Source organism: Mucilaginibacter gynuensis (genome assembly GCF_039541195.1).
Lineage (GTDB): Bacteria > Bacteroidota > Bacteroidia > Sphingobacteriales > Sphingobacteriaceae > Mucilaginibacter > Mucilaginibacter gynuensis.
Map to the genome: position 1 here is coordinate 1 of NZ_BAABFT010000014.1, position 16,404 is coordinate 16,404.

At 44.0% G+C, this 16,404-nt stretch carries 16 protein-coding genes; 6 read left to right on the forward strand and 10 right to left on the reverse strand.

Going from position 1 to position 16,404, the window contains the following annotated elements; all coding sequences use genetic code 11:
• On the forward strand, positions 1-248 hold a 248-nt coding region (locus ABD894_RS20995; RefSeq protein WP_345213041.1), incomplete at its 5' end, for an integrase core domain-containing protein.
• Positions 249-655: 407 nt separating this feature from the next.
• Here the strand turns inward: ABD894_RS20995 and ABD894_RS21000 are convergent.
• Positions 656-1,414 (reverse strand): glycosyltransferase family 2 protein, encoded by a 759-nt coding sequence (locus tag ABD894_RS21000; RefSeq protein ID WP_345213042.1) that lies wholly within the window; start codon positions 1,412-1,414, stop codon positions 656-658.
• Complete coding sequence (locus ABD894_RS21005) at positions 1,401-2,666, reverse strand: glycosyltransferase family 4 protein (RefSeq protein WP_345213043.1); 1,266 nt, start codon at positions 2,664-2,666, stop codon at positions 1,401-1,403. The genes ABD894_RS21000 and ABD894_RS21005 overlap by 14 nt, the downstream gene beginning before the upstream one ends.
• Before the next feature lie 112 nt (positions 2,667-2,778).
• Here ABD894_RS21005 and ABD894_RS21010 point away from each other — a divergent pair, with 112 nt between their 5' ends.
• The gene (locus ABD894_RS21010) at positions 2,779-3,303 is read left to right on the forward strand and encodes a serine acetyltransferase (protein WP_345213044.1); all 525 of its coding nucleotides are present in this window, start codon (positions 2,779-2,781) and stop codon (positions 3,301-3,303) included.
• A gap of 20 nt (positions 3,304-3,323) precedes the next feature.
• Positions 3,324-4,070: a class I SAM-dependent methyltransferase gene (locus ABD894_RS21015; protein WP_345213045.1), complete on the forward strand. Its 747-nt coding sequence runs from the start codon at positions 3,324-3,326 to the stop codon at positions 4,068-4,070.
• A 78-nt stretch (positions 4,071-4,148) separates the two neighbouring features.
• Here the strand turns inward: ABD894_RS21015 and ABD894_RS21020 are convergent, their stop codons facing one another.
• From ABD894_RS21020 to ABD894_RS21030, 3 genes are read right to left on the reverse strand one after another with little or no spacing between them, the layout of a single operon-like run.
• Positions 4,149-5,063 (reverse strand): glycosyltransferase, encoded by a 915-nt coding sequence (locus tag ABD894_RS21020; RefSeq protein WP_345213046.1) that lies wholly within the window; start codon positions 5,061-5,063, stop codon positions 4,149-4,151.
• Between the two features lie 15 nt (positions 5,064-5,078).
• Complete coding sequence (locus ABD894_RS21025) at positions 5,079-5,852, reverse strand: class I SAM-dependent methyltransferase (protein ID WP_345213047.1); 774 nt, start codon at positions 5,850-5,852, stop codon at positions 5,079-5,081.
• 20 nt (positions 5,853-5,872) lie between these two features.
• Positions 5,873-6,901, reverse strand: a complete 1,029-nt coding sequence (locus ABD894_RS21030) for a glycosyltransferase (RefSeq protein WP_345213048.1) — start codon at positions 6,899-6,901, stop codon at positions 5,873-5,875.
• A gap of 63 nt (positions 6,902-6,964) precedes the next feature.
• On the opposite strand from ABD894_RS21030, the gene ABD894_RS21035 reads away from it, so the two are divergent.
• A complete protein-coding gene (locus ABD894_RS21035; protein WP_345213049.1) occupies positions 6,965-8,449 on the forward strand; it encodes a lipopolysaccharide biosynthesis protein in 1,485 nt (494 codons plus the stop codon).
• Between the two features lie 69 nt (positions 8,450-8,518).
• Here the strand turns inward: ABD894_RS21035 and ABD894_RS21040 are convergent, their stop codons facing one another.
• From ABD894_RS21040 to vapB, 4 genes are all read right to left on the reverse strand, one after another.
• Positions 8,519-9,547, reverse strand: coding sequence for a LamG-like jellyroll fold domain-containing protein (locus tag ABD894_RS21040; protein ID WP_345213050.1), 1,029 nt, complete (start codon positions 9,545-9,547; stop codon positions 8,519-8,521).
• 102 nt (positions 9,548-9,649) lie between these two features.
• On the reverse strand, positions 9,650-11,458 hold the full coding sequence (gene typA / locus ABD894_RS21045) for a translational GTPase TypA (RefSeq protein ID WP_345213051.1): 1,809 nt from the start codon (positions 11,456-11,458) through the stop codon (positions 9,650-9,652).
• 87 nt (positions 11,459-11,545) lie between these two features.
• Positions 11,546-11,932 carry a type II toxin-antitoxin system VapC family toxin gene (locus tag ABD894_RS21050; protein WP_345213052.1) on the reverse strand — a complete coding sequence of 129 codons (387 nt, stop codon included), beginning with the start codon at positions 11,930-11,932 and terminating at the stop codon, positions 11,546-11,548.
• A 2-nt stretch (positions 11,933-11,934) separates the two neighbouring features.
• Positions 11,935-12,174 (reverse strand): type II toxin-antitoxin system VapB family antitoxin, encoded by a 240-nt coding sequence (vapB, locus tag ABD894_RS21055; protein WP_345213053.1) that lies wholly within the window; start codon positions 12,172-12,174, stop codon positions 11,935-11,937.
• A gap of 95 nt (positions 12,175-12,269) precedes the next feature.
• Between vapB and ABD894_RS21060 the strand changes: the two genes are divergently transcribed.
• Positions 12,270-12,428 (forward strand): FeoB-associated Cys-rich membrane protein, encoded by a 159-nt coding sequence (locus ABD894_RS21060; RefSeq protein ID WP_345213054.1) that lies wholly within the window; start codon positions 12,270-12,272, stop codon positions 12,426-12,428.
• A 35-nt stretch (positions 12,429-12,463) separates the two neighbouring features.
• Positions 12,464-15,817 carry a trifunctional glycoside hydrolase family 18/polysaccharide deacetylase/glycosyltransferase family 2 protein gene (locus ABD894_RS21065; RefSeq protein ID WP_345213055.1) on the forward strand — a complete coding sequence of 1,118 codons (3,354 nt, stop codon included), beginning with the start codon at positions 12,464-12,466 and terminating at the stop codon, positions 15,815-15,817.
• Positions 15,818-15,921: 104 nt separating this feature from the next.
• Here the strand turns inward: ABD894_RS21065 and ispF are convergent, their stop codons facing one another.
• The gene (gene ispF / locus ABD894_RS21070; protein ID WP_345213056.1) at positions 15,922-16,404 is read right to left on the reverse strand and encodes a 2-C-methyl-D-erythritol 2,4-cyclodiphosphate synthase; all 483 of its coding nucleotides are present in this window, start codon (positions 16,402-16,404) and stop codon (positions 15,922-15,924) included.

Sequence of the window (16,404 nt, forward strand, 5' to 3'; positions counted from 1 at the left end):
GGATGCTGATGGAAACCGGTATCAAGCGCCGCTACATTCAGCCCTACCGCCCACAAACCAATGGAAAGGTGGAACGCTTCTGGAGAACACTCAAAGAAGACCTCATCGAAGAAACCGACTTTGACAGTCTTGAAGAGCTCGAAGATGAACTGGTACAATACCTGGTGTACTATAACTGGGAAAGACCACATCAAGGTATTGGAGGCAAAAAACCTATCGATATGATCACCCTAAACAACAAAAAATAAACCACCTAATCTGTCCTCGAATTAATAAACCCTTACAATTGCGAGGAACGAAGCAATCTCTACGTAGGTTTGTGCTTGTGCTTTGATCAACGTCAGTCTGCTCTTGGGCGCAGGGCCCCATTACTTTTGTCGCCACAAAAGTAACAAAAAGGCTTGTCCAGCAATAGGCTTCTTTGCCGCACGAGGCTCCACCCTGCAAACCGTGCAGAACTTAGGGCTGGAACTTTTGCCCTATGCTTCGCCGCCCATTCCATCCACATGCAACAAGTTCCTATGACCGCCTTTGCGCTCATGGCCACCAAAGTTCTGCCCGCTTTCGCCCGAAGCTGTTTGCTGACGAAAGAGCAAATATGCCGAGCATTTGAACGATTCACACGCACCTCAAACCCCGAACCTGAAATTTCATACTAATCATTAGTCCGCCTGTTCAGCAGCCAGTACCATCCTAAATTGAAGGCGATCACTACATGGTTTAGTACCGTTGAGATTAGTCCGTAGTGCTTTTTCATAATATCGAAACGCTCTACCAAGCTTTGGCGGTGTTTCTTTTTCGACATGCCGCCTACCAGGTATTTGGCTACATATTGCTTAACGTTAACTATCTTCTTCGCTTTTTTGGCGGCGCGTAATATCCAGTCGATATCCGAGCTTAGCTGGTATTGCATATCGTAGGGTTCCAGCAGGTTTCTTTTAATATAGATAGCCTGATGACTAATGCTCATGCCATATTTAAAGCTGCGAAAGGTGAATTGCTCCGGTGCCTTATGCCTGCGCCGACCAAGGCTTTGGCCTTCATCATTGATCATTTCGGTTTCGCCGTAATAAATATCGGCATCAGGTTCGCTTGCAAAAATATGGGCCACGGTTTCGGGGGAATAGATCTCGTCGCCGGAGTTCATGAACAGTACGTAATCGCCCGTGGCTGCGGCAAGGCCTTTATTCATGGCATCGTAAATGCCCTTATCCTTTTCGCTGATGAGTTTGGCTATGCGGTTTCCGTATTGTTTAACAATTTCTAAAGTACCATCGGTAGATGCGCCGTCGACCACGATGTATTCTATATTGGTATAGCTTTGGTTCAATACCGACAGCATGGTGCGCTCAATATCGCGGGCGTTATTGTACACTATGGTAATAACCGATAATACAGGATTAAACGCTGCCATTACTCAAAATTGATTGGTATACTTCTATATATTTAGCCGCCACTATTTCGTTGGTAAAATTAGCCATCACCTTTTGGCGTGCAGCCAGTGCCATAGCATCGGCCCTGCCCGAAAACAATACCTCGTTTAACCCGGCCGCCAGGTCGGTAGCCGATTTGTATTGCGCCAGGTAACCATTTTGCTGATGATCTATCATATCAGGGATACCTCCCGTATTAAAAGCTACCACGGGCGTTGCACAGGCCAATGCTTCCATCACCATGTTGGGCAGGTTATCTTCTACCGTGGGCGATACAAACACGTCGGCAAGGCTGTATACCTCGGCCAGTTCAGCCTGCGAACTGATGAGGCTCAGCTCATGTACCTTAAATGGCAATGTACTGCTGTCAAAATGCTTGTTCTTACCAAACATTACCACCTCTGCGTTAGCAGCCTCAGGGTAATTATTTTTCAGGTGATGCAAGGCCTCTACCAAATAGGTCAGCCCCTTGCGCCTGTCATTGATATTGGCGGCACCGAACAGGATAACCTTCGCGTTAGCATCAATACCTCGCTTTTGCCTTGCCGCGCTTTTATCTTTGGGCGAAAATATTGCTGTATCAATAGGGTTCGGGATAGCCACAATACGGTGCTTACCCAGTAGTTTACTGGTACGGGCAACATCGGCCAGCCAGTTGCTGCAGGTTACGATCACCAGATTTTTGGCTTCGCCTACCATATCGGCTTTCTTTAACCAACCACTGTGCGACAGGTCGTTCGGTTTCGGACTGCGGAGCATCCAGCAGTTACCGCAATCGCCGGTGTAATGATCGCATTCCGCCGGATAATGACAGCCGCCGGTGAAAGCCCACATATCGTGCAGCGTCCACACCACGGGTTTATTTAAAGCGAAAAGTTGTTTTAAGTTTTGGGTAGATAGATAGCCTGAATTAGTCCAATGCAGGTGAACCACGTCGGCCGTGGTAATACCCTCTTGCTTGTGTATAGCCGTGCCCGAATTGGCCGGTGAAAACGCGAACCTCACCCATTTATCCTTCTCCTGAAAGAACATGAAGGGCAACCTTTCGCTGAAAAAATCGATCTTGCTTTTAAGCGGCGATACTGTGGCGGTTACACGTGGTTCGGCAGTTGTTTTTTGCTGCACCAACATCTTTACATCGATATGCCTCAACTCCAGTGCCTTTAGCAGGCGCATACAAGCTGCGGCCGCCCCACCTCCGGCATCGGATGTATTGATCAATGTAACTTTCATGCAGTATGCGTATTATTGCCACAAGTATACTCATACTAAAATAAAAGCAGGGCAAATTATTATGACGAAAAATTTTACTTTTGATGAACTGCTATCAACTTAAAACACATAGATGAACGTATTTGCTTACTTATTTCAGGATTGGAAAGCCAACCGGAAAAACATAAAAGGGCAAATGGTATTGTTCATGTTCAGGCTGGTACAGGTCATCAACCGATGGATGCTGCTGAAGGTGATATTTTTTCTTTACCTCATGTTTTACCGCTTTTTTGTGGAATGGGTTTTAGGAATTGAACTTCCGCGCAAACTAACGGCCGGTAAAAACCTTATTATATACCATGGGCAGGCGCTGGTGGTAAACCAGGGCGTTGTACTGGGCGATAATTGCGTGCTACGCAATTCGGTAACTATTGGCCATAAAAAACTGGCCGACGGTACTTTTACCGGTTGCCCGCGTATTGGTAATAATGTTGATATCGGCGCCAATGTATGTATCATTGGCGATGTGGTAATTGGTGATAACGTGATAATTGGCGCGGGGGCTGTGGTAATAAAAGATATACCGGCCAACAGTATTGCTGTAGGTAACCCCGCCCGTGTACTTGAAAATAAAACTACGGATGCTGGCATCCTGTAAAAACAGAGGCTTTATAATTAATGGAGAATAACTTAACCGACCGTTCATTCTGGAAATCTTTTTGGGAAGCTAAAACAGGCCTCATCTTCCCTATTAAAGCCGATTATGTTTTCGGCGATATACTGGGCAAACTGATTGCCGAAAAGAAGATTAAAACGGCTATTGAACTGGGCGGTTTCCCTGGTTATTACGCCATTTACCTCAAAAAATACCAAAAGCTGGATACCACCCTTTTTGATTATTACATTCACAAGGATATCATCAAAAAGCTATTGGAACTTAACGGGCTTAAAGAGGACGATATCACCATTATTGAAGCCGACCTTTTCGCTTACACTCCCGAAAAACAATACGACCTGGTAAGTTCGTTCGGGTTGATAGAGCACTTTAACGATACCAAAGCCATTATTGAAACACACCTGCAATTCCTGAAACCGGGAGGTACGTTGTTTATTACCCTGCCTAACTTTACAGGCGTTAACGGTTGGGTACAACGCAAGTTCGACCGCGAAAATTACGACAAGCACAACATCAGCAGCATGAACCTGCAATTGCTGGCCGATAGCTGTCGCCAGTTAGGTTTGAATGAAGTGGAATGCTATTACTCGGGCAAATTCTCTACCTGGCTGGAAAACAAAGCCCACCAAAGCAGCCTCACCAAAGCCTTTGTAAAAACGATATGGCTGGCCGGGAAAGTATTTACCAAGATAGTACCGGTAGAAAGCAAGGCATTATCGCCATATATTGTATTGAAGGCGACTAAATAATCTGCTTTTATTGGCGTACGGCCGGAGGCCGTGGAATAGTTGCCACTCGCCCGGAGGCGGAGCGGCTGTAAATAAGGCTTACTTATTCAGGTATTTCACCTTCAATTGTTTAATGAGGCGCATGCCTCTTTGCAATAAAGTGCCTTTGCGGTTGCTTAAGAAGGTACGTATAGCACGATGCGCTTTTTTATCTTCAGCAATTATTGTGGGGAATTGTTTTATGGGCTGGCGCGATATGTGTACCTGGTACATGTGCTCAATGTTGGAGTGTACTCCCGTGCCATCGTGACCAATATTGTGTACCAGCGAGTGCGATGGATTGAGCGATAGCCCACCTTTTAAAAAGATGGAAGCATACCACCTTATGGCCCACGAATTGTTTTTACCGGCCTTAAACTCCTGCATCTGTTTCCAAAAGTTCATGGTGTTCTCTACTGAAAAACGGTGTTTCTTTTCGGCGTCGAATTGTTGCAGCAGCGTGTCGATATCGGGTTCAAAGTTTTTCCAGGCACGTGCCCATGTGGCCCAGCCCCAGCTGGTGGCTATATGATGGAAAAAGGTTTGCGGCAAGGTTTTATCAGGCAGATCGAACATGTAAGCGCCAATGTGCATTACCTTTTCTTCGTTGGCATATTTGCTTAAGGCCTCGTTAAAATATTCGAGCGTGTAGGGGGATGACAGCAGATCATCCTCAAATACGATCACCTTACCATATTCGTTAACCAATTGCGTAGCCCCTTCAATAATAGATTTGGCCAGTCCGAAATTTTCGGTGCGGGTAATCACCTTTACCGCTTTAAAACCTGTAACCGTTTTGGCCAGTTGCCGCACCTGGTCTACCCTTGCTTTATCGGCCTCGGTTTTGGGGGCATCTGAAAATATGAACAACCGCGATTCCTCTGCCAGTACATTTTGTTGCAGGTAACTAAGTGTACGGCGGGTATGGTCGGGCCGGTTATAAACAAAAAGGGCTATAGGGGCAAGATTCTGCATTTACTGATTATCAACTCAAAATAACTGGGGCTGTCCTTCAACTTTACTGCAAAGTACAGTATAGGCATTGGCCAGTTTCTCGGTCACCTTTTTACCCAGTATTTTGCTTAAGCTGTTCTTAACAACGTACTCGGCAGTTATTTTGGTGTTAACGATAAAGTTTTTTGATTTTTTTTGATTCACAAAGCTGTTGAAGCGGGTTACTTCAGGCTCAATGATAGAAGTAAGATCGTTATTTACTACAAACCCTTCGGTAAGCAGCAGGTAACGTAAGGATGTTGGTGTGTACACATTAATGTGGCCATAGGCCAGGAAATGTTTGATGCGGGCATCTACCCCGTGCTTATAATCTAAAGGCACTTCGATTATAAAATTAAGCGCCACGCGTTTAATTTCGCGCAGCAGTAAGCGTTCGTGCTCCACATGCTCCAGTACGTGCGAAAGGATGATGAGATCGAAGGTATTATCCTCGAAAGGCAAATGATAACCATCAAATACCTGCGCGGAAACTAATCCTTTAATGTTACGCGACTTGATATGCTGCACCCCACTCGATGAAATTTCTACGGCATGGTATTCGGGAGCGAAGTTTTTATCAGATAAGAATTTAAGGATACTGCCATCGCCGGCACCTACTTCCAATACTTTTTCAAACGTTTGGCCTTTGCTTACATCAACAATGTGTTCGGCTTTGTATTTAGCGCCCAGCATCCGCCACTGATCGTCGTGCTCTTTGTAGAAATCGTCGTAAGCGGTTATTACCTCGTTACCTAAATTTGATGCCTGCATTGTATTTATTTCAATATGGTTTATTTATTATCCGAAGGTGATGTATAGCGTTCCGGCGCTGCCTCTCCTAATTTGCCTTTCAGGCCATCGTTCACGGCCTGTACCAGCTGTTTATATTCCGTGGTTTTATCGCTCAAAATGCCTATCAAACCTAAGAACGCCAAATATATCGCTTTGTTGATTTTAAACAAGAACTGATTTTTTATTGCTACCCGCGAATAAAAATAAATGCGGTTACGAATATGGTAATACGTGCGGAAGTTCCATTGATCTAACAGGTGCGAGCGTAAGGGCTTTTGCACATAACCAATCCCCTGGGACTGATCAATATCTACCACTTTACAACCGGGTACCAGCCAGATAACGCCGTTTTGCTGCGTAATGCGATAGCTATACTCCGAATCGTCGACATATAAAAAGAACCGCTCGTTAGGATAACCTATTTTAGCCACTATCTGCCGGGGTATTAGCAAGCCGCCGTAAGGCACGTAAGGCATGGTAGCATACTTGAGGTAATGGGCGTTGTTAGCGCGTTTATCTTTCAGCTTATTGAGGCGGTTGGTTATTATCCTGAAAATATTAAAGCCCAAAAAGTTATCGGGTACCAGATAATATCGGTAAGGGTTTTCGCCTTTGGCTATACGGATGTGCGCGGCCCTGTCTTCGCGCAAGCAAAAGAGGGCTTTGTTATCGCCGCCTCCAATATCGTCCCAGGCGGTCAATAATCCGTCGAGCGCGGTTTCGCCGGGCAGGTTATCATCATCAAGCAGCCATATAAAATCGGCCCTGGTTTGTTCAAAGGCGTAGGCTATGCCCTGGTTATAGCCTCCGGCAGAGCCTTTATTTTCGGTATTGCTGATGGTAAAAATACGCTGATCGTTCAGTTGCCGCGCATGTTCATCTACCTTATACACAGATGCATTATCCACCACCACTACATTACTTACAGCATCAAAAGAAAGCACACGTTCGAGCACCTGCTTTAAAAATCGCCAGCGATTTCCGTAAGTAACCGTAACCACACAAACTTTATACTTTATATTTACCATCTGATTTGATCAAAATTATTATTTTATCGTCAAAGTAAATGGCAGCGCATAACTTTTAAATTAATGGGAATAATACAACAGCAAACCATTAAAAGTACCATATATTCTTATTTAGGCGTAGCGATAGCCTTTATAACTACCTCGCTTATTCAGCCGCATGCCCTATCAACTGAAGAAGTAGGTTTGATCAGTATACTTACCACATACTCGCTGCTGTTCGCGCAATTTTCAATACTTGGCTTTAACGGCACCGCAAGATACTTTCCTTATTTCAGAAGCGAAGAAAATAAACACCACGGCTATCTCTTTTTAGCCTGCATGGTCGCGCTGGCGGGGGTAGTACTATGGGTAATACTGGCCGTTATATTTAAGCAGGAACTGGTGAGCGCCGGAGCAGAAAAATCGCACCTGCTGGAGCAGTACTACTGGTATTTTTTACCACTTACCTTTTTTACGCTGTTCTTCAACGTGTTCGATTTGTACGCGCGTATGCTGTACAATACTACTTCAGGTACCATTTACCGTGAATTTACCAAGCGTGTGTTGATACTGGTGGCCGTGCTGCTTGTACTTTTTAACATCATCAGTTTTTATTGGTTCATGATCATTTGGCTGGCGGCTAATATTTTGCCCACGGTATTGATGCTGAACGTACTGATCAGGAACAACCAATTCCATTTTAAGCCCGATTTTAAATTTCTGGATAAAACCCTTAGCATTAAACTTATCAGCATTTGTTTTTTCGCTATTCTTACAGGTTCGGCGCCGCTCATTATACAAAATCTGGACACCTATTTTGTGCACGAGAAGTATGGTTTAAGTGATACCGGTATTTATAACACCGCGTTCCTGTTCGCTTCGGCAATAGCCTTGCCGGCGCGTTCACTTTACGGCATTACTTTTACGGTAGTATCTGAAGCCTGGAAATCGGGTGATTTGGCGACTATAAAAGATGTGTACAAAAAAAGCTGTGTTAACCAACTGATAGCCGCCCTTTTTCTGTTCATCATATTATGGGCCAATATCGATAACATCTTTAAGCTGCTTCCTGCCGAATACGCGTCGGGTAAATACGTGGTGTTTTTTGTGAGTTTGGGTTATGTTATCGATGCATCTACTGGGGTAAACGGCGTGGTGCTGGCTACATCAAAATACTTTAAGTACGATTCTATTTTTAACGTGATGCTTATAGCGGTTGCTGTAGCGGGTAACATTATACTCATCCCTTATTACGGGCTAACAGGCGCGGCAATAGCTTCGGCATTAACCTTTTTGGTGTTTAACCTGTTCAGGTACGTTTTTATTCTGATCGCTTTTAAAATGCAGCCTTTTACTGTGCAATGCCTGCTTACCGTAATTACAGGCACGGTTATTTACTACCTGTCGTTATGGGCCTTGCCGGTAATGAGCAATTTTATTGCAGATACCATTATACGCACAGCTTTCATCACCATATTGTTTGGTATAACGGTGTACAAGCTGCACCTGTCGCCCGATATTAACATACTGGTGAATAAATACATGGTGAAGTTGAAGCTTAAAAAATAAGCTGTTAAACAAAAAAGAGGCTGTTTCCTAACTTACGGGAACAGCCTCTTTTTTTTATTTAAGCGAATATTATTCGTCGGTAAGGCTATGCAGCTTCACTATTTCCGATGCACTTAATTTGCGGTTGTAGATGCGGATATCATCCATATAACCCTTAAAAAAGTATTGAATAGCGAAAGGATCTATATCGGTAAGGCTATTGTTACCTATGTGCAGCATAGCATTGGTATTGGCATTGGGTGTAGGGATATTTAACACATTGGCATCAAGCACGCCATTTATGTATAACCCTACTTTTTGTTTGCTAAGCTCGTAGGTTATTGTTAGCATATACCATTTTGCGGTGTCAATTTGCAGCGTACCAACAGCAAAAGGATCTAAACCGCCCGATACATTGTAAAACAGGTTACCCGGTGAGCCGCCATCGTGGTTATTGGTACCCACAATGGAACAATTCCAGCCATTTTGGTAGGCCCCGGTATTTTTCGACAGCATTGAACTGCCCGACGCGTTGATATAACTATCCAAATTAACCCAGATATTCAGCGTGAAATCGGTATTGTTAAGCCTTAGCACGTTATTATCTTTTATAGCGATATAGCTTGAAAGGCCATCAAAATAAGCCGCTTTACTATTTCCGCTCCGGCTGGGAGTGAACGTAATGTTGTGAGCCGTACCGTCATTATCGTTGCCCGATGAGTCTTTTACAGTATTATTGAAAGGGTAGTAAGCGATAAGCCCGATAGTCAGGCTATCCGGTTCGGGCGCGGTAACGGTTATTTGCGCGTTTACCGAAACTGTATTATCCAGGTTGCTTATTGTTAGTACAGATACACCTTCTTTTAAAGCGGTAAGCAAGCCCTTTTTGCTGATGGATAGCACCGCGGTATCTGAAGACCTGAAACGCAACGAATCAAAAGAGTAATTTGACGGATTGGTCACCACCTGGATCTGGCGGCTTTCGCCTACGAACATATTCAGCGTATCGCTAAGTTCGATGTTTTTTAGCACGTTACGATGATCGGTATCATCATACATTTTGGTACATGCGGTAAAAGCAGTAATGATTATGGCTGACAGGATTATGAGTCGCTTCATGAAAATGTGATATGAGTTTGGCTGCTCAAAGGTAAATCATTTTAAACAAAAAAAGAGCCTCCTTTTCAGGAAACTCTTTAAATATCAATTGCAATTATTTAATTACGACTGGAATTTTTTAGCGTTATTTCTGCGCTCGTTTTCGTTCAGATAGATCTTACGTAAACGGATGCTTTGCGGCGTAACCTCGATGTACTCATCGGCCTGGATGTACTCCATTGATTCCTCTAACGAGAATTTGATAGCCGGTGCAATACGTACGTTGGTATCACTACCTGATGCACGCATGTTGGTTAACTGCTTGCCTTTGGTTAAGTTGATCACCAAATCATTATCGCGGATGTGCTCGCCCAAAACCTGACCTTCGTAGATATCAACTCCCGGATCGATAAAGAAACGACCACGGTCTTGTAATTTATCGATAGCGAAAGCGGTAGTTTTACCTGTATCCATTGATACCAATACACCGTTCAAACGACCAGGGATTACACCTTTCCATGGCTCGTAAGCCTTGAAACGGTGAGCCATGATAGCCTCACCACCGGTAGCGGTTAATACGTTGTTACGTAAACCGATAATACCACGTGCAGGAATATCAAACTCTAAGTGTTGTAAATCGCCTTTAGGCTCCATAACCAACAGGTCGCCTTTGCGTTGTGTTACCAACTCAATTACTTTACCTGCAACATCGCCCGGTACGTCAACAATAAGGGTTTCAACCGGCTCACATTTAACACCGTCAATTTCTTTAACGATAACCTGTGGCTGACCTACCTGTAACTCGTAACCTTCGCGACGCATGGTTTCGATCAATACTGATAAGTGAAGGATACCACGACCGTATACTAAGTATGAATCAGGAGATTCGGTTTCAACAACCTTTAATGCAAGGTTTTTCTCCATCTCTTTGAACAAACGATCGCGCAGGTGGCGTGAAGTAACAAATTTACCTTCTTTACCAAAGAATGGTGAAGTGTTGATGGTGAACAGCATGTTCATGGTAGGCTCATCAATTTTGATAACCTCTAATTGTTCCGGTTTCTCGAAATCGGCAATAGTATCGCCAATGTCAAAACCTTCAATACCCACAACAGCGCAGATATCGCCAGAGCTTACTGAAGTAGCCCTAACTTTACCTAAACCTTCAAAAGTATATAGTTCTTTAATTCTTGATTTTTGAATAGTACCATCGCGTTTTACCAATGATACCGGCATGTTTTCTTTGATAGTACCACGGGCTACACGACCAATAGCGATACGACCTACGAAAGAAGAATAATCAAGTGAAGTAATTTGCATTTGCAAAGTACCTTCGCTGATAGGAGCCGGTGGAATGTTTGCCAAAATAGCATCCATCAACGGGAATATATCTTCTGTTGGTGTTTTCCAGTCAGTGCTCATCCAGCCTTGTTTTGATGAACCGTAGATAACCGGGAAATCCAGTTGATCTTCAGTAGCATCAAGGTTGAAGAACAATTCGAAAATTTGCTCGTAAACCTCGTCAGGGCGACAGTTTTCTTTATCTACCTTGTTTACAACCACAATTGGTTTTAAGCCTAAAGCCAAAGCCTTTTGAGTTACAAAGCGGGTTTGAGGCATGGCGCCTTCAAAAGCATCGCAAAGTAATAACACACCATCAGCCATTTTCAATACACGCTCAACCTCGCCACCAAAATCGGCGTGACCAGGGGTATCAATAATGTTGATCTTAACGTCTTTGTAAAGAACCGAAACGTTTTTAGATACGATGGTAATACCACGCTCACGTTCCAGGTCATTGTTGTCCAGTATCAGTTCGCCGGTTTCCTGTCCGTCACGAAAAATTTCACAACTGTGTAATATTTTGTCAACCAATGTGGTTTTACCGTGGTCAACGTGAGCGATGATCGCTATGTTTCTTATTTTTTGCATGAAAAATGCGCCTTTAAATTTGGCGCAAAGGTAAGCTTAATTTATTGAATTTTAAAGCTTTCGTACATTATCAATTTATTAATAACATCATAACCACGTAATTTTCACGGGATAAGGGCTAAAATACCGGTCGGCAGATATGATAGATAAGCCCTCGGAGATAGCTTGCGCAATGAGTAAACGGTCAAATGGGTCGCGGTGATGGTGGGGTAGAGATTTCATGATATCGAGATGTTCTATCTCGATATTCAATAAACTAATTCCATTATTATATAGTAGTTGCGAGATTTCTTTTGCGGATCGGGCAAACTCCAATTTACCTAAGCTCGATTTGATTGTTATTTCCCAAACAGAAGCGATACTTACAAAACATTTATTTCGAGCATCCTCTATTAATGCTCTCACCGGCGGTGACAGCTTGCTTTCTCCCTCAAAAAACCATATCAACACATGCGTATCCAGTAATAAATTCATTATTACATATATTCTTTAAAGTCGTCCAAAGGCGCGTCAAAATCTTCAGCCATTTTGCCAAACATGCCTTTGCCACTTCCAAAAACCGGTTTACGCACATTGTATTCTCCTTGTGGATCAGCAAGTATCTGCGACTTTCCGGTTCCGTTTTCTTCCAGCAAGGCATCAATATAACCTTCAACCTTAAGCTTAAGATCGTCTGGCAACATTTTTATTTTCTTATCTAATGTAAGCGTTTCCATAACTATACTAAGTTACGTATATCATGTGCTTTTTGCAAGCATACTATATTGTTCGTCATTTCGTTTTTAGTTATAATAATACTTAAATTTGCGTTATGAATATCCAGGCAATAATTGTGATACTGCTTTTTGCCGCTGCACTTTTTTACATTGGCCGCATGGTTTACCGCAGCCTGTTCGTAAAAAAAGGTTGTGGCAGTAATTGTAAGTGTGGTGTCGATTTTTCGAATGTAACGCCCGATACTCGTAAATAAACCTTTTACATCAGTACTTTTTCTTATCTCAATAAATGTCGTCAGGCAAACAGGTTTTTCAGGCCGATACCCCGGGTAGATGGAAACGTTTCAAGTGGCTGAGCCGTGCCATTTTGATAATTATTATCAGCGGACTTATAGCTGCCGTTGTTACCGTTAACGATAAGCAATATCCTCATCTCCCCAATTTAAACCCTTCGCCCAAAAAACTCACCAAAGAGGAGCTTGAACAACTAAAGAGATCAACCAAATACAAAGATTTTAAGATACAGAAGGTACAGATACAGCAGCTTCAGCTTGCCCGTAAAGAACGCCTTTTAAAACACCCCAACAACAAACGCCGTATTAACGCCGCCTTTTACCGCGCCTGGGAGCCACAGGCTTACGATGCCCTTGCCGCCAACATTGGTAAGCTGGACATGATTGTGAGCGAGGGCTTCTTTATCAACTCACAGGCCGACACCATAAAAACAGTGATTGATACCGGGCTGATAAACCTTAATAAACGGTACAAGAAATCCATCATTGTTACGCTATCTAACTACGTTGACAGTGATAACCAGAACGGAGGATTTGAAACCAAAACGCTGCAACGCGTTTTTAAAAATTCTGATCTGCGTGCTAAATTCATTAATAGTATTATTTATCAGCTTAAAAAGTACCGCTTAAAAGGGGTAAATCTGGATGTGTATGATATTGGCGATCGTAACGGTAAAGACTTCGTCAACTTTGAAAAAGAACTTTATACCACATTACACGCGCAGGGCTTTTTGGTAACGCAAAACGTAATTGCCAACGACGACGAATACAACGTACAGCAGCTACAGCATTTTAACGACTACCTGTTTGTGATGGCCATTAACCAGCACAACGAAGCCAGTAATGCGGGTGATATATCGCACCAGGAATGGGTAGAGGAAATACTGGATAAGGTTTGCGCCAAAATACCCAGCGAAAAAGTAATACTGGCCATTGCAGGCGGCGGTTTCGACTGGCCTGCCAATAGCGTTGGCGCGCCAATGAGCTATCAGCAGGCCATAAGTACCGCTAAAGAGAAGGATAGCAAAATTCTTTTTGACCCGGTTTCGGCTAACCTGCATTTTAAATATTACGGTACCGATAGCTTGCAGCACACCGTTTATTTTACCGATGCCGCCACCAACTTCAATATTATGCGCCTCGCGGATGACTGGGGTACAGCCGGTGTGGCCTTATGGCGTTTAAGTTTTGAAGACCCCCGTTTGTGGACCTTCATCCAAAAAGATCTTACTATTGACTCACTGCGCAAAACAGGCATAGATACCCGCATGCTGGCCACCGTAGGGTTGAATAATAAAATAGATTATACCGGCGATGGCGAGGTACTGGACCTGATCACTACCCCTAACCCGGGTAAGATAGCTGTGAAACTGGATACCACCGCTTATGTGATCACTAATCAGAATTATATTGAACTGCCTACCAAATACGTGATCAGGCGTTATGGCTATGCCAAAGGCAAGGTGGTTTTAACGTTTGACGATGGCCCCGACCCTGATTATACACCCCGCATTCTCGATATATTAAAACGCGAAAATGTACCTGCCGCTTTCTTTGTGGTGGGCTCAATGGCCGAGAAGAACATTCCGCTGCTGAAGCGCATTTACGATGAGGGCTACGAAATAGGGAACCATACCTTTTTCCATCCGGATATATCTACGGTTAGTCCGCAGCGTGTAAATCTCGAACTGAACGCCACCCGCAAGCTGATAGAATCGGTAACCGGGCGGAGCACTATTTTGTTCAGGCCGCCCTTTAATGCCGATGCCGAGCCGCAAACCATTGCCGAGGTTATCCCGGTGGCAGAAAGCCGCAAGCAAAGCTATATCAATATTGGCGAATCAATTGACCCATGGGACTGGCAGCCCGGCGTAACAGCCGACAGCATCGTGGCCCGCGCCATCCGCGATCATGATAAGGGATCGATGATATTGCTGCACGATGCCGGCGGCGATACCCGCGAGGAAACTGTAAAGGCCTTGCCGCGCATTATCAAATACTTTAAAAGCCAGGGCTACCAGTTTACCACCATTGCCGATGTATTGCACAAAAGCAAAGACGAATTGATGCCTGTTATACAGGATGATGTAAACACCGGCATTACCGGGCCGCTTTATGATGCCTTTATCAACGGCTATTTTTATGGCAACTGGTTTTTATTCTACATTTTTATAACCGCTATATTTTTAGCGATTGGTCGCATTTTATTGATCGGCATATTGGCTATCCGCCAGTATTATGAACATAAAAAGACCGAAAAGCGCATTAGCGATGCCGATCTGCCACATGTGAGCATCATTGTACCTGCTTATAACGAAGAGGTAACCGCCATATCAACCATTGAAAGCCTGCTGAAAACCGACTACCCCGATTTCGATATTATTTTTGTGGACGATGGTTCAAAAGACAGTACTTACGAGGTAATCAGCGCAGCCTATGTCAACCATCCGCTGGTTAAGGTATATACCAAGCCCAATGGCGGCAAGGCATCTGCATTAAATTACGGCATAGGCATTACCGAAAGCGAGTTTGTAGTTTGTATTGATGCCGATACCCAGCTGAAAAGCGATGCCATTTACCACATGCTCAGCTACTTTACCGATGAAGAAATTGGCGCAGTGGCAGGTACCGTTAAGGTGGGTAACGAAACCAATATCATTACCCGTTGGCAGTCGATAGAATATATTACCGCCCAAAATATGGATCGCCGCGCGTTCGATCTTATTAATAGTATCACCGTAGTGCCGGGCGCTATCGGCGCATTCCGCAAATCGGCCATCAGCAAGGCGGGTGGATTTACTTATGATACTTTGGCCGAAGATTGCGACCTCACCATGCGCATCCTGAAACAAGGTTACGTGGTACGCAATTGCGGCGAAGCGCTTGCCTATACCGAAGCGCCCGAAACCATCAATATGCTGCTGAAGCAACGTTTCCGCTGGAGCTTCGGGGTAATTCAAAGCTTTTGGAAAAACCGCGACGCGCTGTTCAATAAAAAATACCGCTATTTCGGTATGGTAGGGATGCCTAATATTCTGATCTTCCAGATCATACTGCCGCTGTTTTCTCCAATAGCCGATCTCATGATGATCCTCGGCCTGTTCGGCCCAAAACCGGAAAGGCTGCTGATCTATTACCTGGCTTTCGTATTGATCGATTTCCTAGTGGCCATGGTGGCTTTCCGTATGGAAAAGGAGAGCTACAAGAAACTTATCTACATTATTCCCCAACGTTTCATCTGGCGGCAGCTGATGTATTACGTACTCTTCAAATCCATCCGTAAAGCCCTGAAAGGTGAACTAAGCGGTTGGGGTACTTTAAAGCGTACCGGGAATGTTAATAAAGGTTAGGAGAGAGTGGTTCGAGGTTTCGGGATCGAGGTTTGGGTACTCGCCATAGATAGACACCCGCAATAAAAAGTCTTGATACCTGACACTAACTACTTGATACTAAATCAAGCTTTCTCAATCAAACACACCGCATAGGCAACTACGCCCTCCTCCCTACCTATAAAACCTAATTTTTCGTTGGTGGTGGCTTTTATGGAGATATCATCCTCATCGATACCTGCGGCTTGGGCAATGTTTGCCTTCATGGCAGGGATGTGCGGGTTTATTTTGGGGGCTTCGAGGCATATCATGGCATCTATATTACCTATCGCCCAACCTTTATCAGCTAATAATTTCACTACGTGCTGTAGCAATATAAGGCTGCTGATACCTTTCCACCTATCGTCGGTATTTGAAAAATGGAAGCCGATATCGCGCAGGTTAGCCGCGCCAAGCAACGCATCGCAAATGGCATGCAACATTACATCGGCATCTGAATGGCCAAAGGCACCTGCATGGTGCTCCAGCTTTACGCCGCCTAATACAAAAGGGTGTTGTTCTTTTAACTGGTGTACATCAAAACCAAAACCTACTCTTATTTTTCCCAC

What these genes read in the sequence shown, in the direction of transcription:
- ABD894_RS21025 (WP_345213047.1), bottom strand. Translation starts at nt 5,852, where the DNA reads ATGCAGGCATCAAATTTAGGTAACGAGGTAATAACCGCTTACGACGAT.
- vapB (WP_345213053.1), bottom strand. Translation starts at nt 12,174, where the DNA reads ATGGAAACGCTTACATTAGATAAGAAAATAAAAATGTTGCCAGACGAT.
- ABD894_RS21030 (WP_345213048.1), bottom strand. Translation starts at nt 6,901, where the DNA reads ATGGTAAATATAAAGTATAAAGTTTGTGTGGTTACGGTTACTTACGGA.
- ABD894_RS21050 (WP_345213052.1), bottom strand. Translation starts at nt 11,932, where the DNA reads ATGAATTTATTACTGGATACGCATGTGTTGATATGGTTTTTTGAGGGA.
- ABD894_RS21060 (WP_345213054.1), top strand. Translation starts at nt 12,270, where the DNA reads ATGAATATCCAGGCAATAATTGTGATACTGCTTTTTGCCGCTGCACTT.
- ABD894_RS21035 (WP_345213049.1), top strand. Translation starts at nt 6,965, where the DNA reads ATGGGAATAATACAACAGCAAACCATTAAAAGTACCATATATTCTTAT.
- ABD894_RS21065 (WP_345213055.1), top strand. Translation starts at nt 12,464, where the DNA reads ATGTCGTCAGGCAAACAGGTTTTTCAGGCCGATACCCCGGGTAGATGG.
- ABD894_RS21005 (WP_345213043.1), bottom strand. Translation starts at nt 2,666, where the DNA reads ATGAAAGTTACATTGATCAATACATCCGATGCCGGAGGTGGGGCGGCC.
- ABD894_RS21000 (WP_345213042.1), bottom strand. Translation starts at nt 1,414, where the DNA reads ATGGCAGCGTTTAATCCTGTATTATCGGTTATTACCATAGTGTACAAT.
- ABD894_RS21040 (WP_345213050.1), bottom strand. Translation starts at nt 9,547, where the DNA reads ATGAAGCGACTCATAATCCTGTCAGCCATAATCATTACTGCTTTTACC.
- typA (WP_345213051.1), bottom strand. Translation starts at nt 11,458, where the DNA reads ATGCAAAAAATAAGAAACATAGCGATCATCGCTCACGTTGACCACGGT.
- ABD894_RS21015 (WP_345213045.1), top strand. Translation starts at nt 3,324, where the DNA reads ATGGAGAATAACTTAACCGACCGTTCATTCTGGAAATCTTTTTGGGAA.
- ABD894_RS21020 (WP_345213046.1), bottom strand. Translation starts at nt 5,063, where the DNA reads ATGCAGAATCTTGCCCCTATAGCCCTTTTTGTTTATAACCGGCCCGAC.
- ABD894_RS21010 (WP_345213044.1), top strand. Translation starts at nt 2,779, where the DNA reads ATGAACGTATTTGCTTACTTATTTCAGGATTGGAAAGCCAACCGGAAA.